Origin of the sequence: Enterobacter cloacae complex sp. I1M, assembly GCF_014982425.1 — a bacterium.
Classification (GTDB): Bacteria; Pseudomonadota; Gammaproteobacteria; order Enterobacterales; family Enterobacteriaceae; genus Enterobacter; species Enterobacter intestinihominis.
In genome coordinates this window covers 37,689-56,264 of sequence record NZ_JADCLG010000019.1, presented here as the reverse complement: position 1 = coordinate 56,264, position 18,576 = coordinate 37,689, and the positions used below count along the sequence as shown (strand labels likewise).

The following is an 18,576-nucleotide window of genomic DNA, read 5'->3' as shown; positions in this document are numbered from 1 at the left end:
GAGCAAATGATGCAGTTCTCTAAAATGCATGGCCTTGGCAACGACTTTATGGTCGTCGACGCGGTAACGCAGAATGTCTTTTTCTCCCCGGAACTGATCCGTCGTCTGGCGGATCGGCACGTGGGCGTGGGGTTTGACCAGCTGCTGGTGGTGGAGCCGCCTTACGATCCTGACCTGGACTTTCACTATCGCATTTTTAACGCCGACGGCAGCGAAGTTTCCCAGTGCGGCAACGGCGCGCGCTGTTTTGCCCGCTTTGTTCGGCTGAAAGGGCTGACCAACAAGCGCGATATCCGCGTCAGCACCGCCAACGGCCGGATGGTGCTCAGCGTCACCGACGACGAACTGGTGCGCGTGAACATGGGCGAGCCGAACTTCGAACCCGCTGCCGTGCCGTTTCGCGCCAACAAAGCGGAAAAGACCTATATTATGCGTGCCGCCGAGCAGACAGTATTGTGCGGCGTCGTCTCGATGGGTAACCCGCACTGCGTGATTCAGGTAGATGATGTGCAAACTGCGGCGGTTGAAACGCTCGGCCCGGTGCTGGAAAGCCACGAGCGCTTCCCGGAGCGGGCGAACATCGGTTTCATGCAGGTGGTGAAGCGTGAACACATTCGCCTGCGGGTTTACGAGCGCGGCGCGGGCGAAACCCAGGCCTGCGGAAGCGGTGCCTGTGCGGCGGTGGCCGTCGGTATCTCGCAGGGGTTACTGGCGGAAGAGGTTCGCGTGGAATTACCGGGCGGGCGTCTTGATATCGCCTGGAAAGGAGCGGGTCATCCACTGTACATGACTGGCCCGGCGACACATGTTTATGACGGGTTTATCCATCTATGAAGCAACCAGGGGAAGAACTGCGGGAACCTGTAACGGAGCTGGACGACAGCGCTGTTGTGGATTACCTGCTGCACAATCCTGAGTTTTTTATCCGCAATGCACGCGTCGTCGAAAGGATGCGCGTGCCGCATCCGGTTCGCGAGACCGTGTCGCTGGTTGAATGGCACATGGCGCGCTCGCGCAACCACATCAATCAGCTCGAAGAGAACATGACGCTGCTGATGGAGCAGGCCAGCAATAACGAAAGCCTGTTCTATCGTCTTCTGCACCTTCAGGCGCGTCTGGCTTCCGCGCACAGTCTCGAAGAGTTCCTCAACCGCTTCCACCGCTGGGCGCGCGAGCTGGGGCTGGCAGGCGCGACGATCCGTCTCTTCCCTGACCGCTGGCGCATTGGCGCGCCGTCCGGGTTTACCCATCTGGCGCTGAGCCGTCAGGCGTTTGAACCGCTGCGCATTCAGCGTCTGGGCCATGAGCACCACTATCTGGGGCCGCTTAACGGGCCAGAACTGCTGGTGGTGCTACCGGAAGCCAAAGCTATCGGCTCGGTGGCGATGTCGCTGATGGGGCGCGATGGTGACCTGGGTGTGATGTTATTTACCAGCCGCGACGCGCATCATTATGAACAGGGGCAGGGCACGCAACTGTTGCAGGAGATCGCCCTGATGCTGCCTGAGCTGCTGGAGCGCTGGATTGAGCGCGTATGACGGACGGACTGCTCGCCACTGACGTCACCCGTTTTCTGCGCTATCTGGGCGTTGAGCGCCAGCTTAGCCCTATTACGCTGCTCAACTATCAGCGTCAGCTTGATGCCATCATGCAGATTGCCGATGAAATCGGCCTGAAAAGCTGGCAACAATGTGACGCTGCCACGGTTCGCGGCTTCGTTGTGCGTAGCCGTAAAAAAAACTTAAGCCCGGCGAGCCTGGCGCTCCGGCTCTCTGCCCTGCGTAGTTTCTTCGACTGGCTGGTCAGCCAGGGCGGTCTGAAAGCCAACCCGGCAAAAGGGATCGCCACGCCAAAGGCCCCGCGTCATCTGCCGAAAAATATCGACGTCGACGACGTAAACCGCCTGCTGGATATCGATCTTAACGATCCGCTGGCCGTGCGCGACCGCGCGATGCTGGAGGTGATGTACGGCGCGGGCCTGCGTCTCTCTGAGCTGGTGAACCTCGACTTAAAGCACCTCGATCTGGAATCTGGCGAAGTGTGGGTGATGGGCAAAGGCAGCAAAGAGCGCCGCCTGCCGATCGGCCGCAATGCGGTTTCCTGGATTGAGCACTGGCTGGATCTGCGCGGTCTGTTTGGCGCGGAAGAGGATGCGCTGTTCCTGTCGAAGCTCGGCAAGCGGATCTCGGCGCGTAACGTGCAGAAGCGCTTTGCGGAGTGGGGCATTAAGCAGGGGCTGAACAGCCACGTTCACCCGCATAAGCTGCGCCACTCTTTTGCGACGCACATGCTGGAATCAAGCGGCGACCTGCGCGGCGTACAGGAGCTGCTTGGTCACGCGAATCTGTCGACCACCCAAATCTATACCCACTTAGACTTCCAACACCTTGCCTCGGTGTATGACGCGGCGCATCCACGCGCCAAACGGGGGAAATAATGCGTTTTTACCGCCCACTCGGTCAGATCTCAGCCCTGACGTTTGATCTTGATGACACCCTTTACGATAACCGCCCAGTGATCCTGCGTACCGAGCAGGAGTCGCTGGCGTTTGTGCAAAACTACCATCCTGCGCTGAAAGCGATCCAGAACAAAGAGTTCCAGAAGCTGCGTCAGTCCCTGCGGGAAACCGAGCCGGAAATTTATCATGACGTGACCGAATGGCGCCGCCGTGCGGTTGAGCAGGCGATGCTCAATGCCGGCCTGAGCGCGCAGGACGCGGCCATGGGTGCTGAAGCGGCCATGGAAAACTTCGCCAAATGGCGCAGCCGCATCGATGTGCCGCAGGAGACCCACGACACGCTGGCGAAGCTCGCCGAAAAGTGGCCGCTGGTGGCCATCACCAACGGCAACGCTCAGCCTGAACTGTTTGGTCTGGGGAACTATTTTCAGTTCGTGCTGCGCGCGGGCCCGCACGGACGCTCGAAGCCGTTCAACGATATGTATCATCTGGCAGCGGAAAAACTGGATTTGCCGCTCGGTGAGATCCTGCACGTGGGCGACGACCTGACCACGGACGTCGCCGGGGCGATCCGCTGCGGCATGCAGGCCTGCTGGATCAAGCCGGAAAATGCCGATCTGATGACTACCCCGGATAGCCGTCTTCTGCCGCACGTGGAAATTTCACGGTTGGCATCCCTCACGACGCTGATATAATCATCAATTGTTCTGTATAAATTAACAGGGTTTTGGCGAATGGAAACATTTGCCCGCCCGACATGACGTGACGGTGCCAATGGACGTTTCTTACCTGCTCGACAGCCTTAATGACAAACAGCGTGACGCGGTTGCCGCCTCGCGTACAAACCTGCTGGTACTGGCTGGAGCGGGCAGTGGTAAGACGCGCGTACTGGTTCACCGTATCGCCTGGCTACAGAGCGTGGAGAACTGCTCGCCGTACTCGATTATGGCCGTGACGTTCACCAACAAGGCGGCGGCGGAGATGCGCCACCGTATCGCACAGCTAATGGGCACCAGCCAGGGCGGCATGTGGGTTGGCACCTTCCACGGCCTGGCGCACCGTCTGCTGCGCGCGCACCATATGGACGCTAACCTGCCGCAGGATTTCCAGATCCTCGACAGCGAAGACCAGCTGCGCTTACTGAAACGTCTGATCAAGGCGATGAACCTCGACGAGAAGCAGTGGCCGCCGCGTCAGGCAATGTGGTACATCAACGGTCAGAAAGACGAAGGGCTGCGTCCGCACCACATTCAAAGCTTCGGTAACCCGGTTGAGCAGACCTGGCAGAACGTCTACAAGGCCTATCAGGAAGCGTGCGATCGCGCCGGTCTGGTGGATTTCGCCGAACTGCTGCTGCGCGCCCACGAGCTGTGGCTCAACAAACCACATATCCTGCAACACTACCGTGAACGCTTCACCAACATTTTGGTGGACGAATTCCAGGATACCAACAACATTCAGTACGCGTGGATCCGCCTGCTGGCCGGGGATACCGGCAAGGTGATGATCGTGGGCGATGACGACCAGTCTATCTACGGCTGGCGCGGCGCGCAGGTGGAGAACATCCAGCGCTTTCTCAACGATTTCCCCGGCGCGCAAACCATCCGTCTGGAGCAGAACTACCGTTCTACCAGCAACATACTGAGCGCGGCCAACGCCCTGATTGAGAACAACAACGGGCGACTGGGTAAAAAGCTGTGGACCGATGGCGTCGACGGCGAACCGATTTCGATTTACTGCGCCTTCAACGAGCTCGACGAAGCCCGCTTCGTGGTGAACCGCATTAAAACCTGGCAGGAGAACGGCGGTGCGCTGGAGCAGTGTGCCATTCTCTATCGCAGCAACGCCCAGTCGCGCGTGCTGGAAGAGGCGCTGTTACAGGTGAGCATGCCGTACCGCATTTATGGCGGTATGCGCTTCTTCGAACGTCAGGAGATCAAAGATGCGCTCTCGTATTTGCGTCTGATTGCCAACCGTAACGACGATGCGGCGTTTGAGCGCGTGGTGAACACGCCGACGCGTGGCATCGGCGATCGTACGCTGGACGTGGTGCGTCAGGCCTCGCGCGATCGTCAGCTCACGCTATGGCAGGCATGCCGCGAGCTGTTACAGGAAAAAGCACTCGCCGGGCGCGCCGCCAGCGCATTGCAGCGCTTCCTGGAGTTAATCGACGCGCTGGCGCAGGAAACGGCCGACATGCCGCTGCACGTCCAGACTGACCGGGTAATCAAAGATTCCGGCCTGCGCACCATGTACGAGCAGGAAAAAGGCGAGAAGGGCCAGACCCGTATTGAGAACTTAGAGGAGCTGGTGACGGCAACGCGCCAGTTCAGCTACAACGAAGAAGACGAAGACCTGATGCCGTTGCAGGCATTCCTCTCTCACGCCGCGCTGGAGGCGGGTGAAGGGCAGGCCGATACCTGGCAGGATGCGGTTCAGCTGATGACCCTGCACTCCGCGAAAGGTCTGGAGTTCCCGCAGGTGTTCATCGTCGGGATGGAAGAGGGGATGTTCCCGAGCCAGATGTCGCTGGATGAAGGCGGGCGTCTGGAAGAGGAGCGTCGTCTGGCCTACGTGGGTGTGACCCGTGCGATGCAGAAACTGACCCTGACCTACGCGGAAACCCGCCGCCTGTACGGGAAAGAAGTGTATCACCGTCCGTCGCGCTTTATCGGCGAACTGCCGGAAGAGTGTGTGGAAGAGGTGCGCCTGCGCGCCAGCATCAGCCGTCCGGTCAGTCATCAGCGTATGGGCTCGCCAATCTCTGAAACCGATACCGGTTACAAGCTGGGCCAGCGCGTGCGCCACTCGAAGTTTGGCGAAGGCACCATCGTCAATCTGGAAGGCAGCGGCGAGCACAGCCGTTTGCAGGTAGCGTTCCAGGGGCAGGGGATCAAATGGCTGGTGGCAGCCTATGCCAAGCTGGAAAGTGTGTAACTTTCAGAAAAATATCACTATTTTGTAATAATCTGCTAGCCTTATACGTTGAAGGTCAATTAATGCCCTTCAGCGTTCCGTTGCGTGTTGACGCCACAGTTATTGCTGGCGTAACATGCGCGCACGATTACGCTAAGAGGACATTCGCCTTGGACACACCCAGTAGATACTGGCTCAATTCCCTGTCATCCAGGAACAACTCCTAAGGCTATCTCCTCTTGCTGATGGCCTTAGTGGTTGTCAGCGACTGCATCATTCCCGTCGCGCTGAGTCAGGCTGTTTAATGGTCTGAAACCCAATTTGTTTCTGTGTGCCCACCGAACTGTCCGATATTTTTTGCATTGGGAGTCCCGGTCATGTTGAGCGCATTTCAACTCGAAAATAACCGACTGACTCGGCTTGAAGCCGAAGAGTCACAGCCCCTCATTGATGCCGTATGGGTGGATCTGGTCGAGCCGGACGACGATGAGCGCCTTCGCGTACAATCTGAACTGGGGCAAAGCCTGGCGACACGCCCGGAACTGGAAGACATCGAAGCATCCGCCCGTTTTTTTGAAGACGAAGACGGCCTGCACATTCACTCCTTCTTCTTCTTCGAAGATGCCGAAGACCACGCGGGGAACTCCACCGTGGCGTTTACCATCCGCGATGGCCGCCTGTTCACCCTGCGCGAGCGCGAACTGCCTGCGTTTCGTCTCTACCGCATGCGCGCCCGCAGCCAGGCGATGATGGACGGTAACGCCTATGAGCTGCTGCTGGATCTGTTCGAAACCAAAATCGAACAGCTGGCGGATGAGATCGAAAACATCTACAGCGACCTGGAAAAGCTGAGCCGCGTGATCATGGAAGGCCATCAGGGTGATGAGTACGACGAAGCGTTGTCCACGCTGGCAGAGCTGGAAGATATCGGCTGGAAGGTGCGTTTGTGTCTGATGGATACCCAGCGCGCGCTGAATTTCCTGGTTCGCAAGGCGCGTCTGCCGGGCGGTCAGCTGGAGCAGGCGCGTGAGATCTTACGCGATATTGAATCCCTGCTACCGCACAACGAATCCCTGTTCCAGAAGGTCAACTTCCTGATGCAGGCGGCAATGGGCTTTATCAACATCGAGCAGAACCGCATCATCAAGATCTTCTCGGTGGTTTCCGTGGTGTTCCTGCCGCCGACGCTGGTGGCATCCAGCTACGGGATGAACTTTGAGTTTATGCCGGAGCTGAAGTGGAGCTTTGGCTACCCGGGGGCGATTATCTTTATGATCCTCGCCGGGCTGGCGCCGTACCTGTACTTCAAGCGGAAGAACTGGTTGTAAAAATCAGGCGGGTGGCGCTGCGCTTACCCGCCCTACAAAGCACCTAAATTCCTCTGCGAGTCCTGCGCTGGGTATAAATTGCATCCGCAACGAAAATCGCCAGCGCCACCCAGATAAAGGCAAACGTCACCATCTTATCCGCACCCGGCACCTCGCCGTAAAACACCACCGCCAGCAGGAACATCAGCGTCGGGCCGATGTACTGGAAGAAGCCAAGCGTCGAGAGACGCAGACGCGTTGCCGCGCCGGTGAAGCACAGCAGGGGAATCGTCGTGACCACGCCCGCCGCCATCAGCATCAGGTTCAGCGACCATGGGTTGCTGCCCATGTGGCTGGTGGCGCTGTCGGCAATACCGAACAGGTAGATCGCGGCGACAGGCAGCAGCCACAGGGTTTCAAACAGCATTCCCGTCTGCGCTTCCACGGCGATTTTTTTACGCACCAGGCCGTAGAAGGCAAAGCTGAACGCCAGCCCCAGGGCGATAACCGGCAGTGAACCGAAGGTCCACAGCTGCACCAGTACGCCGCAGAGGGCCAGAATCACCGCCACCCACTGCATCCGGCGGAAACGTTCGCCGAGGAAAATCATCCCCAGCACGATGTTCACCAGCGGGTTAATGAAGTAGCCCAGGCTGGCTTCGAGCATGTGATGGTTATTCACCGCCCAGATAAACAGCAGCCAGTTTCCGCCAATCAGCACCGCAGAGAGGGCAAGCAGGAAGACCTTTTTCGGGGTTTTCAGTAGCGTTTTGACGCCTGACCACTGACGGCTGATGCTCATCAGCGCAATCATAAAGAAAAACGACCAGATGACGCGGTGAGTGAGGATCTCGTCCGCCGGGACATAGGCGATAAGCTTGAAGTACGCCGGCGCGATACCCCAAATAAAATAAGCGGCAAGGGCGAGTAAAACGCCCTGCCGCGTCTGTTTAGCATCCATCGGGAAAATCCGTTACAAAAAAGTGAAGTAATTTTACCCGAATTTGCCGCCTCAACCCACCATATAAGTGGCGGTTGCGCTGGCGATATAAACCTGCTCCTCGTTATGCAGCTCAACGCGGGCGACGGCAACTTTATTCCCGGCGCGCAGCAGGCTGCTGGTGCAGGTGAAGCGGTTTCCGCGTCCCGGTCGCAGATAGTCGACGCGTAAATCGATGGTGCCCATGCGCGACAGGCGCTGGCGTAATTCATCTTCGTTGATGGTGTCATGGCGCGTCAGCGTGCTGCCCACGCACACCAGACCGGCCGCCACGTCCAGCGCAGAGGCAATCACCCCGCCGTGCAAAATGCTTTGCGCCCAGTTACCGACCATCATTGGCTGATTATTGAAACTCAGCTGAGCTAAGTCTTTTTCGTATCGCTCCAGCTCAAGACCCAGTGCACGGTTGAATGGCATGTGGTACACAAAAATCTCGCCCACGAGCTTTAAGGTTTCTTCGGCGGTGAGTGTGGCTGACATCTGACGTGGCATCCTTGTTGTTAACAAAATGTTGATTTTATGCTTCAGGATAAAGGAATGCCACTTTAAGAAACGAGGAAGCGGAAGTTATCGCAGAAGTCTGTAGAATGCCCGGACAAAACTATTCATTAAATGTCACAATTTCAGGAGAACACCACCGATGCGGACGTATCTGGGTTGGTTACTGGCGGCGGTTGCGCTGCCCCTCACAGCATATGCGCAGGAAGCGACGATCAAAGAAGTGCATGATAAACCTGCCGTTCAGGGCAGCATCATCGCCAATATGCTTCAGGAGCATGACAATCCGTTCACGCTCTACCCCTATGACACAAACTACGTGATCTATACCCAGACCAGCGATCTCAACAAAGAGGCGATAAGCTCCTATAACTGGTCTGACAATGCGCGTAAAGATGAGGTGAAGTTCCAGCTCAGCCTGGCCTTCCCGTTATGGCGCGGCATCCTGGGGCCGAACTCGGTGCTTGGTGCATCTTACACGCAGAAGTCATGGTGGCAGCTCTCCAACAGCGGGGAATCTTCACCGTTCCGCGAAACCAACTATGAACCGCAGCTGTTCCTCGGTTTCGCCACTGATTATGAGTTTGCAGGCTGGACGCTGCGCGACGTGGAGGTGGGCTATAACCACGATTCCAACGGTCGTTCCGACCCAACCTCACGCAGCTGGAATCGCGTCTATACGCGTCTGATGGCGCAGAACGGCAATTTCATGGTGGAAGTGAAGCCGTGGTACGTGGTGGGCAGCACCGATGACAACCCGGATATCACCAAATACATGGGCTATTATCAGCTTAAAGTGGGCTATCAGCTGGGTGACGCGGTGCTGAGCGCCAAAGGGCAGTACAACTGGAATACCGGCTACGGCGGCGCAGAGCTGGGCCTGAGCTACCCGGTGACGAAACACGTTCGTCTCTATACCCAGGTGTATAGCGGTTATGGCGAATCGCTGATCGACTATAACTTCAACCAGACCCGCGTTGGTGTGGGCGTCATGCTGAACGATATTTTCTAAGCTGCTCGAATGTTTTTGCGTTAAACGTTGAAGTTTCTCTCTCAGGCGCTGAAAATAGCGCCTGTTTCATTTCTGGCATATGGGGTTAACGTGGCGCAGGCGGAAGTATTGAATCAGGAATCGCTGGCTAAACAGGTTTTGCATGAAACCTTTGGCTACCAGCAGTTCCGTCCTGGCCAGGAAACCATCATTGAAACCGTGCTGGAAGGCCGCGATTGCCTGGTGGTCATGCCGACCGGCGGCGGAAAATCGCTCTGCTATCAGGTGCCCGCGCTGGTACTTAATGGCCTGACGGTTGTGGTCTCCCCCCTTATTTCCCTGATGAAAGACCAGGTCGACCAGCTGCTTGCCAACGGCGTGGCGGCGGCCTGTCTTAACTCGACGCAAACCCGCGAGCAGCAGCAAGAGGTGATGGCCGGGTGCCGCACCGGGCAGATCCGCCTGCTGTATATCGCGCCAGAGCGTCTGATGCTGGACAACTTCCTCGATCACCTGGCGCACTGGAACCCGGTGCTGCTGGCGGTGGATGAAGCGCACTGTATCTCCCAGTGGGGGCACGATTTCCGCCCGGAATATGCCGCCCTCGGCCAACTGCGTCAGCGCTTCCCTGAGCTGCCGTTTATGGCGCTTACCGCCACGGCGGATGACACCACGCGTCAGGATATCGTTCGCCTGCTGGGGCTGAAAGACCCCTATATTCAGGTCAGCAGCTTCGACCGGCCGAACATCCGCTATATGCTGATGGAAAAATTCAAGCCGCTGGATCAGCTCCTGCGCTACGTGCAGGAGCAGCGCGGCAAGTCCGGCATCATCTACTGCAACAGCCGCGCGAAGGTGGAAGACACCGCTGCGCGTCTGCAAAATCGCGGCTTTAGCGCGGCGGCATACCATGCCGGGTTAGAAAACCACATCCGCGCCGACGTACAGGAAAAATTCCAGCGCGACGACCTGCAAATCGTGGTCGCAACGGTGGCGTTCGGGATGGGGATCAACAAGCCCAACGTGCGCTTTGTGGTGCACTTTGATATCCCGCGCAATATCGAATCCTATTATCAGGAAACCGGCCGCGCCGGGCGTGATGGCCTGCCTGCGGAAGCGATGCTGTTTTACGATCCGGCGGATATGGCGTGGCTGCGCCGCTGTCTCGAGGAGAAACCGCAGGGGCAGTTGCAGGATATCGAACGCCACAAGCTTAACGCGATGGGTGCCTTCGCCGAAGCGCAAACCTGCCGCCGTCTGGTGCTGCTCAACTACTTTGGTGAAGGGCGACAGGCGCCGTGCGGCAACTGCGATATCTGCCTCGACCCGCCGAAGCAGTACGACGGTCTGATGGACGCGCGCAAAGCGCTCTCGACTATCGGACGCGTGAACCAGCGCTTTGGGATGGGCTACGTCGTCGAAGTGCTGCGTGGGGCTAACAACCAGCGTATCCGCGACATGGGGCACGACAAGCTGCCGGTTTACGGCATCGGGAAAGACCAGAGCCACGAGCACTGGGTAAGCATCATCCGCCAGCTGATCCATCTCGGCTTTGCCACGCAAAATATTGCTCAGCACTCTGCGCTTCAGCTTACCGAAGCGGCGCGACCGGTCCTGCGCGGTGAGGTTGAACTGAAGCTCGCCGTTCCGCGCGTCGTCGCCCTGAAGCCGCGCGTGATGCAGAAATCCTACGGCGGCAACTACGATCGCAAGCTGTTCGCCAAGCTGCGCAAGCTGCGTAAAGCCATTGCCGATGAAGAGAACATCCCGCCATACGTGGTGTTCAATGACGCGACGCTGATCGAGATGGCCGAGCAAATGCCACTCAGCGCCAGCGAGATGCTCAGCGTCAACGGCGTCGGCACGCGCAAACTGGAGCGCTTTGGTAAAGAGTTTATGGCGCTTATCCGTTCCCACGCTGATGGTGATGATGAGGAGTAGTCAGCCGGGCGAAAAAGTGCCAGGATGATGACTCACTACATTATTTCCCCGCGAGCTAATTATGTTAATGCTATTTCTCACCGTGGCGTTAGTGCACATCGTTGCGCTGATGAGCCCTGGCCCTGACTTCTTCTTCGTGTCACAAACGGCCGTCAGCCGCTCCCGCAAAGAGGCGATGATGGGTGTGCTCGGTATCACCATGGGCGTTATGGTCTGGGCGGCGGTTGCGCTGCTTGGTCTGAACCTGATCCTGGCGAAAATGGCGTGGCTGCATAACATCATCATGGTTGGCGGCGGTCTGTACCTGTGCTGGATGGGCTACCAGATGCTGCGCGGGGCGCTGAAGAAAGAAGAGAAAAAGCCGGAAGAGCCAAAGGTTGAGCTGGCAACGGGCGGCCGTAGCTTTGTGAAAGGGCTGCTGACTAACCTGGCGAACCCGAAAGCGATTATTTACTTCGGCTCTGTGTTCTCGCTGTTTGTGGGGGATAACGTCGGTGCGGGCGCGCGCTGGGGGATCTTCCTGCTAATCGTTGTTGAGACGTTCGCCTGGTTTACCGTTGTGGCAAGCCTGTTTGCTTTACCGGCGATGCGTCGCGGCTACCAGCGCATCGCGAAGTGGATCGACGGCTTTGCCGGCGCACTGTTCGCCGGCTTCGGCATTCATCTCATCATTTCTCGCTAAGCATGACGCGCTGACGCAAGCAGCGCGCCAACCAGCATAAACAGCGAACCAAAGACTTTGTTCAGGGCCTTCATCTGCTTAGGCCCTTTGATCCACGCCGCAATTCGCTGCGCCAGCGTCGCGTAACCAATCATCACAATGATATCGACAATAATGGTTGTCGCGCCCAGCACCACGTACTGCATCACCTGGGGCTGATGCGGCACGATAAACTGCGGGAACAGGGCGGCGAGGAACACAATGCTTTTCGGGTTGGTCAGGTTAACGAATACCGCGCGCTTAAACAGGTGGCCGCGTGTTTGCGTCCGGGAGAGCGTATGCAGATCAATCGAGCCTGCGGCGCGCCACTGTTGAATACCCAGCCAGATAAGATACGCTGCGCCAGCCCATTTCAGCACCTCGAAGGCCAGCACCGAACGGGAGAACAGCGTGCCCAGACCAATCCCCACCAGCACAATGTGAATGCCAAGCCCTGTCTGTAAACCGGCAATTGACGCCGCCGCGCCGCGATAGCCGTGATTAATGGAGGTGGTCATGGTGTTGATTGCGCCCGAGCCAGGTGAAAGGCTGAGGATGATGGATGTCAGCAGGTAAGCGAACCACCACTCGAAGGTCATTTGAAACTCCCGGATCGTCTGTTTTTATGCCACAATACGCTATTGTTGAGTCATTTTGTGACCGGTGACGAAAAAAACGATATTCCCTGAATTACGGGGGGTGGAAACCCAATGTTTCAGCAGAAAAAGGACTGGGAAACACGAGAAAACGCATTTGCTGCTTTCTCCATGGGGCCGCTGACCGATTTCTGGCGCCAGCGTGAGGAAGATGAGTTTATGGGCGTCGGGGATATCCCGGTACGCTTCGTTCGTTTCCATGATGAAAAAAATGACCGGGTGATTGTGGTTTGCCCCGGGCGCATCGAAAGCTATATCAAATATGCCGAGCTGGCGTATGACCTGTTCCATCTGGGCTTTGATGTGTTAATTATCGACCATCGCGGGCAGGGGCTTTCCGGCCGGATGCTGCCGGATACCCATCGCGGCCACGTGGATAACTTCAGCGATTACGTCGACGATCTGGCCGCGTTCTGGCAGCAGGAAGTGCAGCCCGGACCGTGGCGCAAGCGTTATATTCTTGCCCACTCCATGGGGGGCGCGATCTCGACGTTGTTTTTGCAGCGCCATAAGCACCAGTGCGACGCCATTGCGCTGACCGCGCCGATGTACGGCATTGTGATACGTTTTCCTGACTGGATGGTGCGCCATCTTCTCGACTGGGCTGAGGGCCATCAGCGCATTCGTGAAGGCTATGCCATAGGAACAGGACGCTGGCGGGCGTTGCCGTTTGCCATCAACGTGTTAACCCACAGTCGGCAGCGTTATCGCCGCAACCTGCGTTTTTATGCCGATGAACCGCGTCTGCGGGTCGGCGGCCCCACCTGGCACTGGGTGCGGGAAGGTATTCATGCCGGTGAGCAGGTGCTGGCGGGCGTAGGCGATGATGACACGCCGACGCTCCTGATCCAGGCGGAAGAAGAGCGTGTGGTGGATAACCGCATGCATGACCGCTATTGTGAACTTCGCGCCGCGGCGGGCCATCCCTGTGAAGGGGGTAAACCGCTGGTCATCAACGGTGCGTACCATGAGATCCTTTTTGAAAAGGACGCTATGCGCTCAGTCGCGCTCAACGCCATTGTTGAATTTTTCAACAGGCATAACTGATTATTGTTTTCCACCAGAGGTTGAAATCCCTATGTACCAGGTTGTTGCATCTGATTTAGATGGCACGCTGCTTTCCCCCGACCACACCCTGTCGCCTTATGCGAAAGAGACCTTAAAACTCCTGACTGCCCGTGGCGTGAACTTTGTGTTCGCCACCGGCCGCCACCACGTGGACGTGGGGCAGATCCGCGATAACCTGGAGATCAAGTCGTACATGATCACCTCCAACGGTGCGCGCGTACACGACACGGACGGCAACCTGATTTTTACCCACAATCTCGATCGCGACATCGCCACTGATTTGTTCGGCATTGTGCATAACAACCCGGATATCGTCACTAACGTTTATCGCGACGACGAGTGGTTTATGAACCGTCATCGCCCGGACGAAATGCGTTTCTTCAAGGAAGCCGTCTTCAACTACTCCCTGTATGAACCGGGTTTGCTGGATCCTGAAGGGATCAGCAAGGTGTTCTTTACCTGCGAAAGTCACGAAGCGCTGCTTCCGCTGGAGCAGGCGATCAACGCCCGCTGGGGAGACCGCGTGAACGTGAGCTTCTCCACGCTGACTTGTCTGGAAGTGATGGCGGGCGGGGTGTCCAAAGGTCACGCGCTGGAAGCGGTCGCGAAGCGTCTGGGCTTTGATCTGAAAGACTGCATCGCGTTCGGCGATGGCATGAACGATGCCGAGATGCTCTCCATGGCGGGCAAAGGCTGCATCATGCAGAACGCGCACCAGCGCCTGAAAGATCTGCACCCGGAGCTGGAAGTGATTGGCACCAACGCAGACAACGCGGTACCTAAGTATTTGCGCAAACTGTTCCTTGAATAATCTTCATTTGATTGTTTATTGTTCAGATGTCAACTAAAGAGTTCGCTACAATGCCTCTCCTTCTTTCTGAGAGACAAGCATTGTGGCGCTACTCATTATCACCACTATTCTGTGGGCCTTCTCCTTTAGCCTGATTGGCGAATACCTTGCCGGATCGGTCGACAGCTACTTTTCGGTGCTGATGCGTGTGGGGCTGGCGGCGCTGGTGTTCCTGCCGTTCCTGCGTACCCGCGGGCAATCGCTGAAAACCATTCTGCTGTATATGCTGGTGGGCGCGATGCAGCTCGGCATCATGTACCTGTTCAGCTTCCGGGCTTACGTCTACCTCTCCGTCTCGGAATTTCTGCTCTTTACCGTGCTCACGCCGCTCTATATCACGCTGATTTACGACCTGCTCAGCAGGCGCCGCCTGCGCTGGGGATATCTGCTGAGCGCGGCGCTGGCAGTCATTGGCGCGGCGATAATTCGCTATGACAAGGTGAGCGATCACTTCTGGACCGGGCTGATGTTCGTCCAGCTGGCCAATATCAGCTTCGCCATCGGGATGGTGGGCTACAAACGCCTCATGGAGACCCGCCCGATGCCGCAGCATAACGCGTTTGCGTGGTTCTATATGGGCGCGGCGATTGTCGCGATTGCGGCATGGTTTATGCTCGGCAACCCGCAAAAGCTGCCGACCACCACCGTGCAGTGGAGCGTTCTGGTCTGGCTGGGCGTGGTGGCGTCGGGGCTGGGCTACTTTATGTGGAACTACGGCGCGACGCAGGTAGACGCCGGAACGCTGGGGATCATGAACAACGTGCACGTGCCGGCGGGGCTACTGGTGAACCTCGCCATCTGGCAGGAACAGCCGCACTGGCCGAGTTTCCTTATTGGGGGAACGGTGATCCTGGCTTCGCTGTGGGTACATCGCCGCTGGGTCGCTCCGCGCTCCGCACAAACGGAAGATGGTCGCACGCGTGGTTCCGCGCTGAGCGAATAAACGCTTCCGTAATCGGCTGACGCTGCTCGCCGTCGCGCACGGCGGCGTACAGCCGGCTCCACAGTCCTTCACCCAGGGTTTTGGTAACCACCAGACCCTGGCGTTCAACAGTCTCGACCACCCAGTGCGGCAGCGCCGCAATTCCCATTCTGGCCGCCACCATCTGAATTAACAGCAGCGTGTTATCCACGCTCTTCAGCTGTGGGCTGATGCCTGCGGGTTGCAGGAAATGGCGCCAGATATCCAGACGACTGCGCTGTACCGGGTAAATCAGCAGCGTCTCCGTTGCCAGATCTTCCGGCGTGATACGCGTTTTGGCGGCCAGCGGATGGTCCGGGGCCAGCACCAGACGTACCTCAAAATCAAACATTGGCGAATAGTGCAGACCGCTGCGCGGCAGAATATCAGAGGTCATCACCAGATCCAGCTCACCCTGCTGAAGCGACGGCTGCGGATCAAACGTGACGCCGGACTTGAAGTCCATCTCCACCTGCGGCCACTTCTGGCGGAAATTCTCAAGCGCGGGGGTCAGCCACTGAATACAGCTGTGACACTCAATGGCGATGCGCAGGGTGGTCTGCTGCGGCTCGTTGCAGGACTGCAACGCGCTGGCAATCTGCGGCAGCACCTGGTTCGCCAGCTGAAGCAAAATTTCGCCCTGCGGCGTAAAGCGCAAAGGCTGGCTCTTACGCACAAAAAGACGAAAGCCGAGGCGTTGTTCCAGATCGCTGAACTGGTGAGAAAGGGCAGACTGAGTCTGGTGCAGCGTGGCCGCTGCCGCCGCAAGAGAACCGCAGTTCCGCAACGCTTGTAGCGTTTTCAGGTGTTTTATCTCGATCATGAAAGTCCTTCACTTCGCCATGAACATTTTGCGCTTGAGGAATATACAGTACCTGCCAATTATAGATGTGTAAACATCTGGACGTCTAAATAACGAATTTCACAAGGGGCATACCATGACAATCCGCACTCACACTCTCGGTTTCCCTCGCGTTGGCCTGCGTCGCGAGCTAAAAAAAGCGCAAGAAAGCTACTGGGCAAGTAACGCCACCCGTGAAGAACTGCTGGCGGTGGGACGTGAGCTGCGCGCGCGTCACTGGGATCAGCAAAAACAGGCGGGCATTGACCTGCTGCCGGTGGGCGATTTCGCCTGGTACGACCATGTTCTGACCACCAGCCTGCTGCTTGGCAACGTGCCGGCTCGTCATCAGAACAACGATGGATCGGTGGATATCGATACCCTGTTCCGCATCGGCCGTGGCCGCGCGCCAACGGGTGAGCCAGCGGCAGCGGCGGAAATGACCAAGTGGTTCAACACCAACTATCACTATATGGTGCCGGAGTTCGTTAAAGGCCAGCAGTTCAAACTGACCTGGACCCAGCTTCTGGATGAAGTGGACGAAGCGCTGGCGCTGGGTCACCAGGTGAAACCCGTGCTGCTGGGGCCGATAACCTACCTGTGGCTGGGCAAAGTGAAAGGTGAACAGTTCGACCGCCTCAGCCTGCTGAACGACATTTTGCCGGTTTATAAGCAGGTGCTGATTGAGCTGGGCAAACGCGGCATTCAGTGGGTGCAAATCGATGAACCGGCGCTGGTGCTTGAGCTGCCGCAGGCGTGGCTGGACGCCTTCAAACCGGCGTATAACGCGCTCACCGGGCAGGTGAAGCTGCTGCTGACCACCTACTTCGAAGGCGTAACGCCGAACCTGAAAACCATTACCGCGCTGCCGGTTCAGGGTCTGCACGTTGACCTCGTTCACGGCAAAGACGATGTAGCAGAGTTGCACAAGCGTCTGCCAGTGGACTGGCTGCTCTCTGCCGGTCTGGTGAATGGTCGTAACGTTTGGCGTGCCGATCTCACCGAGAAATATGCACAAATTAAAGACATAGTCGGTAAACGTGAATTGTGGGTGGCTTCTTCCTGTTCCCTGCTGCATAGCCCGATTGACCTGAGCGTGGAGACCCGACTCGACCCTGAGGTGAAAAGCTGGTTTGCCTTCGCCCTGCAAAAGTGTGAGGAGCTGGCTCTGCTGCGCGACGCGTTGAACAGCGGCGACACGGCAGCGATTAGCGACTGGAGCGCTCCGATCCAGGCGCGCCGTCACTCGACGCGCGTGCATAACCCGGCAGTGGAAAAACGTCTGGCGGCCATCACCGCCCGGGACAGCCAGCGCCAGAGCCCGTATGAAGTGCGCGCCGAAGCCCAGCGTGCGCGCTTTAACCTGCCCGTGTGGCCGACCACGACAATCGGCTCCTTCCCGCAGACTACCGAGATCCGCAGCCTGCGCCTGGACTTCAAAAAGGGCAATCTGGATGCGAATCACTACCGCACCGGTATTGCGGAACACATCAAACAGGCGATTATCGAGCAGGAACGTTTAGGACTGGACGTGCTGGTGCACGGTGAAGCCGAGCGTAACGACATGGTGGAATACTTCGGTGAGCACCTGGACGGGTTTGTCTTTACCCAGAACGGTTGGGTGCAGAGCTACGGCTCCCGCTGCGTGAAGCCGCCGGTGGTAATCGGCGACGTCAGCCGCCCGGAAGCGATTACCGTGGAGTGGGCGAAGTATGCCCAGTCTCTGACCGACAAACCGGTAAAAGGCATGCTGACGGGTCCGGTGACCATTCTCTGCTGGTCGTTCCCGCGTGAAGACGTAACCCGGGAAACCATCGCCAAACAGATCGCCCTGGCGCTGCGCGATGAAGTTGCGGATCTGGAAGCGGCCGGGATTGGCATCATTCAGATCGACGAACCTGCGCTGCGTGAAGGTTTGCCGCTGCGTCGCAGCGACTGGGATGCTTACTTACAGTGGGGCGTGGAGGCGTTCCGCCTCAACGCGGCCGTCGCGAAGGACGATACGCAGATCCACACCCACATGTGTTACTGCGAATTTAACGACATCATGGACTCCATTGCCGCGCTCGACGCCGATGTGATCACCATCGAGACCTCGCGTTCAGACATGGAACTGCTGGAGTCGTTCGAAGAGTTCGACTACCCGAACGAAATCGGGCCGGGCGTGTACGACATTCACTCCCCGAATGTGCCAAGCGTGGAGTGGATTGAATCGCTGCTGCAAAAAGCGGCCCAGCGCATCCCGGCGGAACGTCTGTGGGTAAACCCGGACTGCGGCCTGAAAACCCGTGGCTGGCCTGAAACCCGCGCGGCGCTGGCGAACATGGTGCAGGCGGCGCAGAATTTGCGTCAGGCTTGATGAAATGTAGGCCCGGTCAGGCGTAGCCGC

18 protein-coding genes are annotated in these 18,576 nt (G+C 57.8%); 14 read left to right on the top strand and 4 right to left on the bottom strand.

The genetic code is table 11. From position 1 onward, the window contains the following. Positions 1 to 9: 9 nt before the first annotated feature. The 7 genes from dapF (at position 10) to corA (ending at position 6,702) form a co-directional block, all read left to right on the top strand. The gene (gene dapF, locus INF86_RS11555) at positions 10 to 834 is read left to right on the top strand and encodes a diaminopimelate epimerase (protein ID WP_023299045.1); all 825 of its coding nucleotides are present in this window, start codon (positions 10 to 12) and stop codon (positions 832 to 834) included. Next, on the top strand, positions 831 to 1,538 hold the full coding sequence (locus INF86_RS11550) for a DUF484 domain-containing protein (RefSeq protein WP_023295731.1): 708 nt from the start codon (positions 831 to 833) through the stop codon (positions 1,536 to 1,538). Before dapF ends, INF86_RS11550 begins: the two co-directional genes overlap by 4 nt. Then, the gene (gene xerC / locus INF86_RS11545) at positions 1,535 to 2,437 is read left to right on the top strand and encodes a tyrosine recombinase XerC (RefSeq protein WP_022646663.1); all 903 of its coding nucleotides are present in this window, start codon (positions 1,535 to 1,537) and stop codon (positions 2,435 to 2,437) included. The genes INF86_RS11550 and xerC overlap by 4 nt, the downstream gene beginning before the upstream one ends. Next, positions 2,437 to 3,153 (top strand): 5-amino-6-(5-phospho-D-ribitylamino)uracil phosphatase YigB, encoded by a 717-nt coding sequence (gene yigB, locus INF86_RS11540; protein WP_022646664.1) that lies wholly within the window; start codon positions 2,437 to 2,439, stop codon positions 3,151 to 3,153. Before xerC ends, yigB begins: the two co-directional genes overlap by 1 nt. Before the next feature lie 79 nt (positions 3,154 to 3,232). Next, positions 3,233 to 5,395 carry a DNA helicase II gene (uvrD, locus tag INF86_RS11535; protein ID WP_017383586.1) on the top strand — a complete coding sequence of 721 codons (2,163 nt, stop codon included), beginning with the start codon at positions 3,233 to 3,235 and terminating at the stop codon, positions 5,393 to 5,395. 149 nt (positions 5,396 to 5,544) lie between these two features. Then, positions 5,545 to 5,601, top strand: a complete 57-nt coding sequence (gene ysgD / locus INF86_RS22450) for a YsgD/CorL family protein (RefSeq protein WP_212743980.1) — start codon at positions 5,545 to 5,547, stop codon at positions 5,599 to 5,601. A gap of 150 nt (positions 5,602 to 5,751) precedes the next feature. Continuing rightward, positions 5,752 to 6,702: a magnesium/cobalt transporter CorA gene (corA, locus tag INF86_RS11530; protein ID WP_003860807.1), complete on the top strand. Its 951-nt coding sequence runs from the start codon at positions 5,752 to 5,754 to the stop codon at positions 6,700 to 6,702. Between the two features lie 43 nt (positions 6,703 to 6,745). Here corA and rarD read toward each other — a convergent pair whose 3' ends face one another. Then, positions 6,746 to 7,642, bottom strand: a complete 897-nt coding sequence (gene rarD / locus INF86_RS11525; protein ID WP_023299047.1) for an EamA family transporter RarD — start codon at positions 7,640 to 7,642, stop codon at positions 6,746 to 6,748. A gap of 51 nt (positions 7,643 to 7,693) precedes the next feature. Further along, positions 7,694 to 8,161: an acyl-CoA thioesterase YigI gene (gene yigI / locus INF86_RS11520; protein ID WP_193543553.1), complete on the bottom strand. Its 468-nt coding sequence runs from the start codon at positions 8,159 to 8,161 to the stop codon at positions 7,694 to 7,696. A gap of 160 nt (positions 8,162 to 8,321) precedes the next feature. Between yigI and pldA the strand changes: the two genes are divergently transcribed. The 3 genes from pldA to rhtC all read left to right on the top strand — a co-directional run bounded on the left by pldA (position 8,322) and on the right by rhtC (position 11,793). Then, on the top strand, positions 8,322 to 9,191 hold the full coding sequence (pldA, locus tag INF86_RS11515) for a phospholipase A (RefSeq protein ID WP_022646666.1): 870 nt from the start codon (positions 8,322 to 8,324) through the stop codon (positions 9,189 to 9,191). 90 nt (positions 9,192 to 9,281) lie between these two features. After that, the gene (recQ, locus tag INF86_RS11510; RefSeq protein ID WP_032626543.1) at positions 9,282 to 11,111 is read left to right on the top strand and encodes an ATP-dependent DNA helicase RecQ; all 1,830 of its coding nucleotides are present in this window, start codon (positions 9,282 to 9,284) and stop codon (positions 11,109 to 11,111) included. Positions 11,112 to 11,172: 61 nt separating this feature from the next. After that, the gene (gene rhtC, locus INF86_RS11505) at positions 11,173 to 11,793 is read left to right on the top strand and encodes a threonine export protein RhtC (protein ID WP_006179256.1); all 621 of its coding nucleotides are present in this window, start codon (positions 11,173 to 11,175) and stop codon (positions 11,791 to 11,793) included. Here the strand turns inward: rhtC and rhtB are convergent. Then, complete coding sequence (rhtB, locus tag INF86_RS11500; protein WP_006812363.1) at positions 11,790 to 12,410, bottom strand: homoserine/homoserine lactone efflux protein; 621 nt, start codon at positions 12,408 to 12,410, stop codon at positions 11,790 to 11,792. The genes rhtC and rhtB overlap by 4 nt on opposite strands. A gap of 111 nt (positions 12,411 to 12,521) precedes the next feature. Between rhtB and pldB the strand changes: the two genes are divergently transcribed. The 3 genes from pldB (at position 12,522) to INF86_RS11485 (ending at position 15,328) form a co-directional block, all read left to right on the top strand. After that, on the top strand, positions 12,522 to 13,514 hold the full coding sequence (gene pldB, locus INF86_RS11495; RefSeq protein ID WP_022646668.1) for a lysophospholipase L2: 993 nt from the start codon (positions 12,522 to 12,524) through the stop codon (positions 13,512 to 13,514). 31 nt (positions 13,515 to 13,545) lie between these two features. Continuing rightward, the gene (gene yigL / locus INF86_RS11490) at positions 13,546 to 14,346 is read left to right on the top strand and encodes a sugar/pyridoxal phosphate phosphatase YigL (RefSeq protein ID WP_023299050.1); all 801 of its coding nucleotides are present in this window, start codon (positions 13,546 to 13,548) and stop codon (positions 14,344 to 14,346) included. An 82-nt stretch (positions 14,347 to 14,428) separates the two neighbouring features. Next, positions 14,429 to 15,328, top strand: coding sequence for a carboxylate/amino acid/amine transporter (locus INF86_RS11485; RefSeq protein WP_045309031.1), 900 nt, complete (start codon positions 14,429 to 14,431; stop codon positions 15,326 to 15,328). Here INF86_RS11485 and metR read toward each other — a convergent pair. After that, the gene (metR, locus tag INF86_RS11480) at positions 15,216 to 16,169 is read right to left on the bottom strand and encodes an HTH-type transcriptional regulator MetR (protein ID WP_015570000.1); all 954 of its coding nucleotides are present in this window, start codon (positions 16,167 to 16,169) and stop codon (positions 15,216 to 15,218) included. The genes INF86_RS11485 and metR overlap by 113 nt on opposite strands. A 115-nt stretch (positions 16,170 to 16,284) precedes the next feature. On the opposite strand from metR, the gene metE reads away from it, so the two are divergent. Then, positions 16,285 to 18,546, top strand: a complete 2,262-nt coding sequence (gene metE / locus INF86_RS11475; RefSeq protein ID WP_193543552.1) for a 5-methyltetrahydropteroyltriglutamate--homocysteine S-methyltransferase — start codon at positions 16,285 to 16,287, stop codon at positions 18,544 to 18,546. The last annotated feature ends 30 nt before the right edge of the window (positions 18,547 to 18,576 follow it).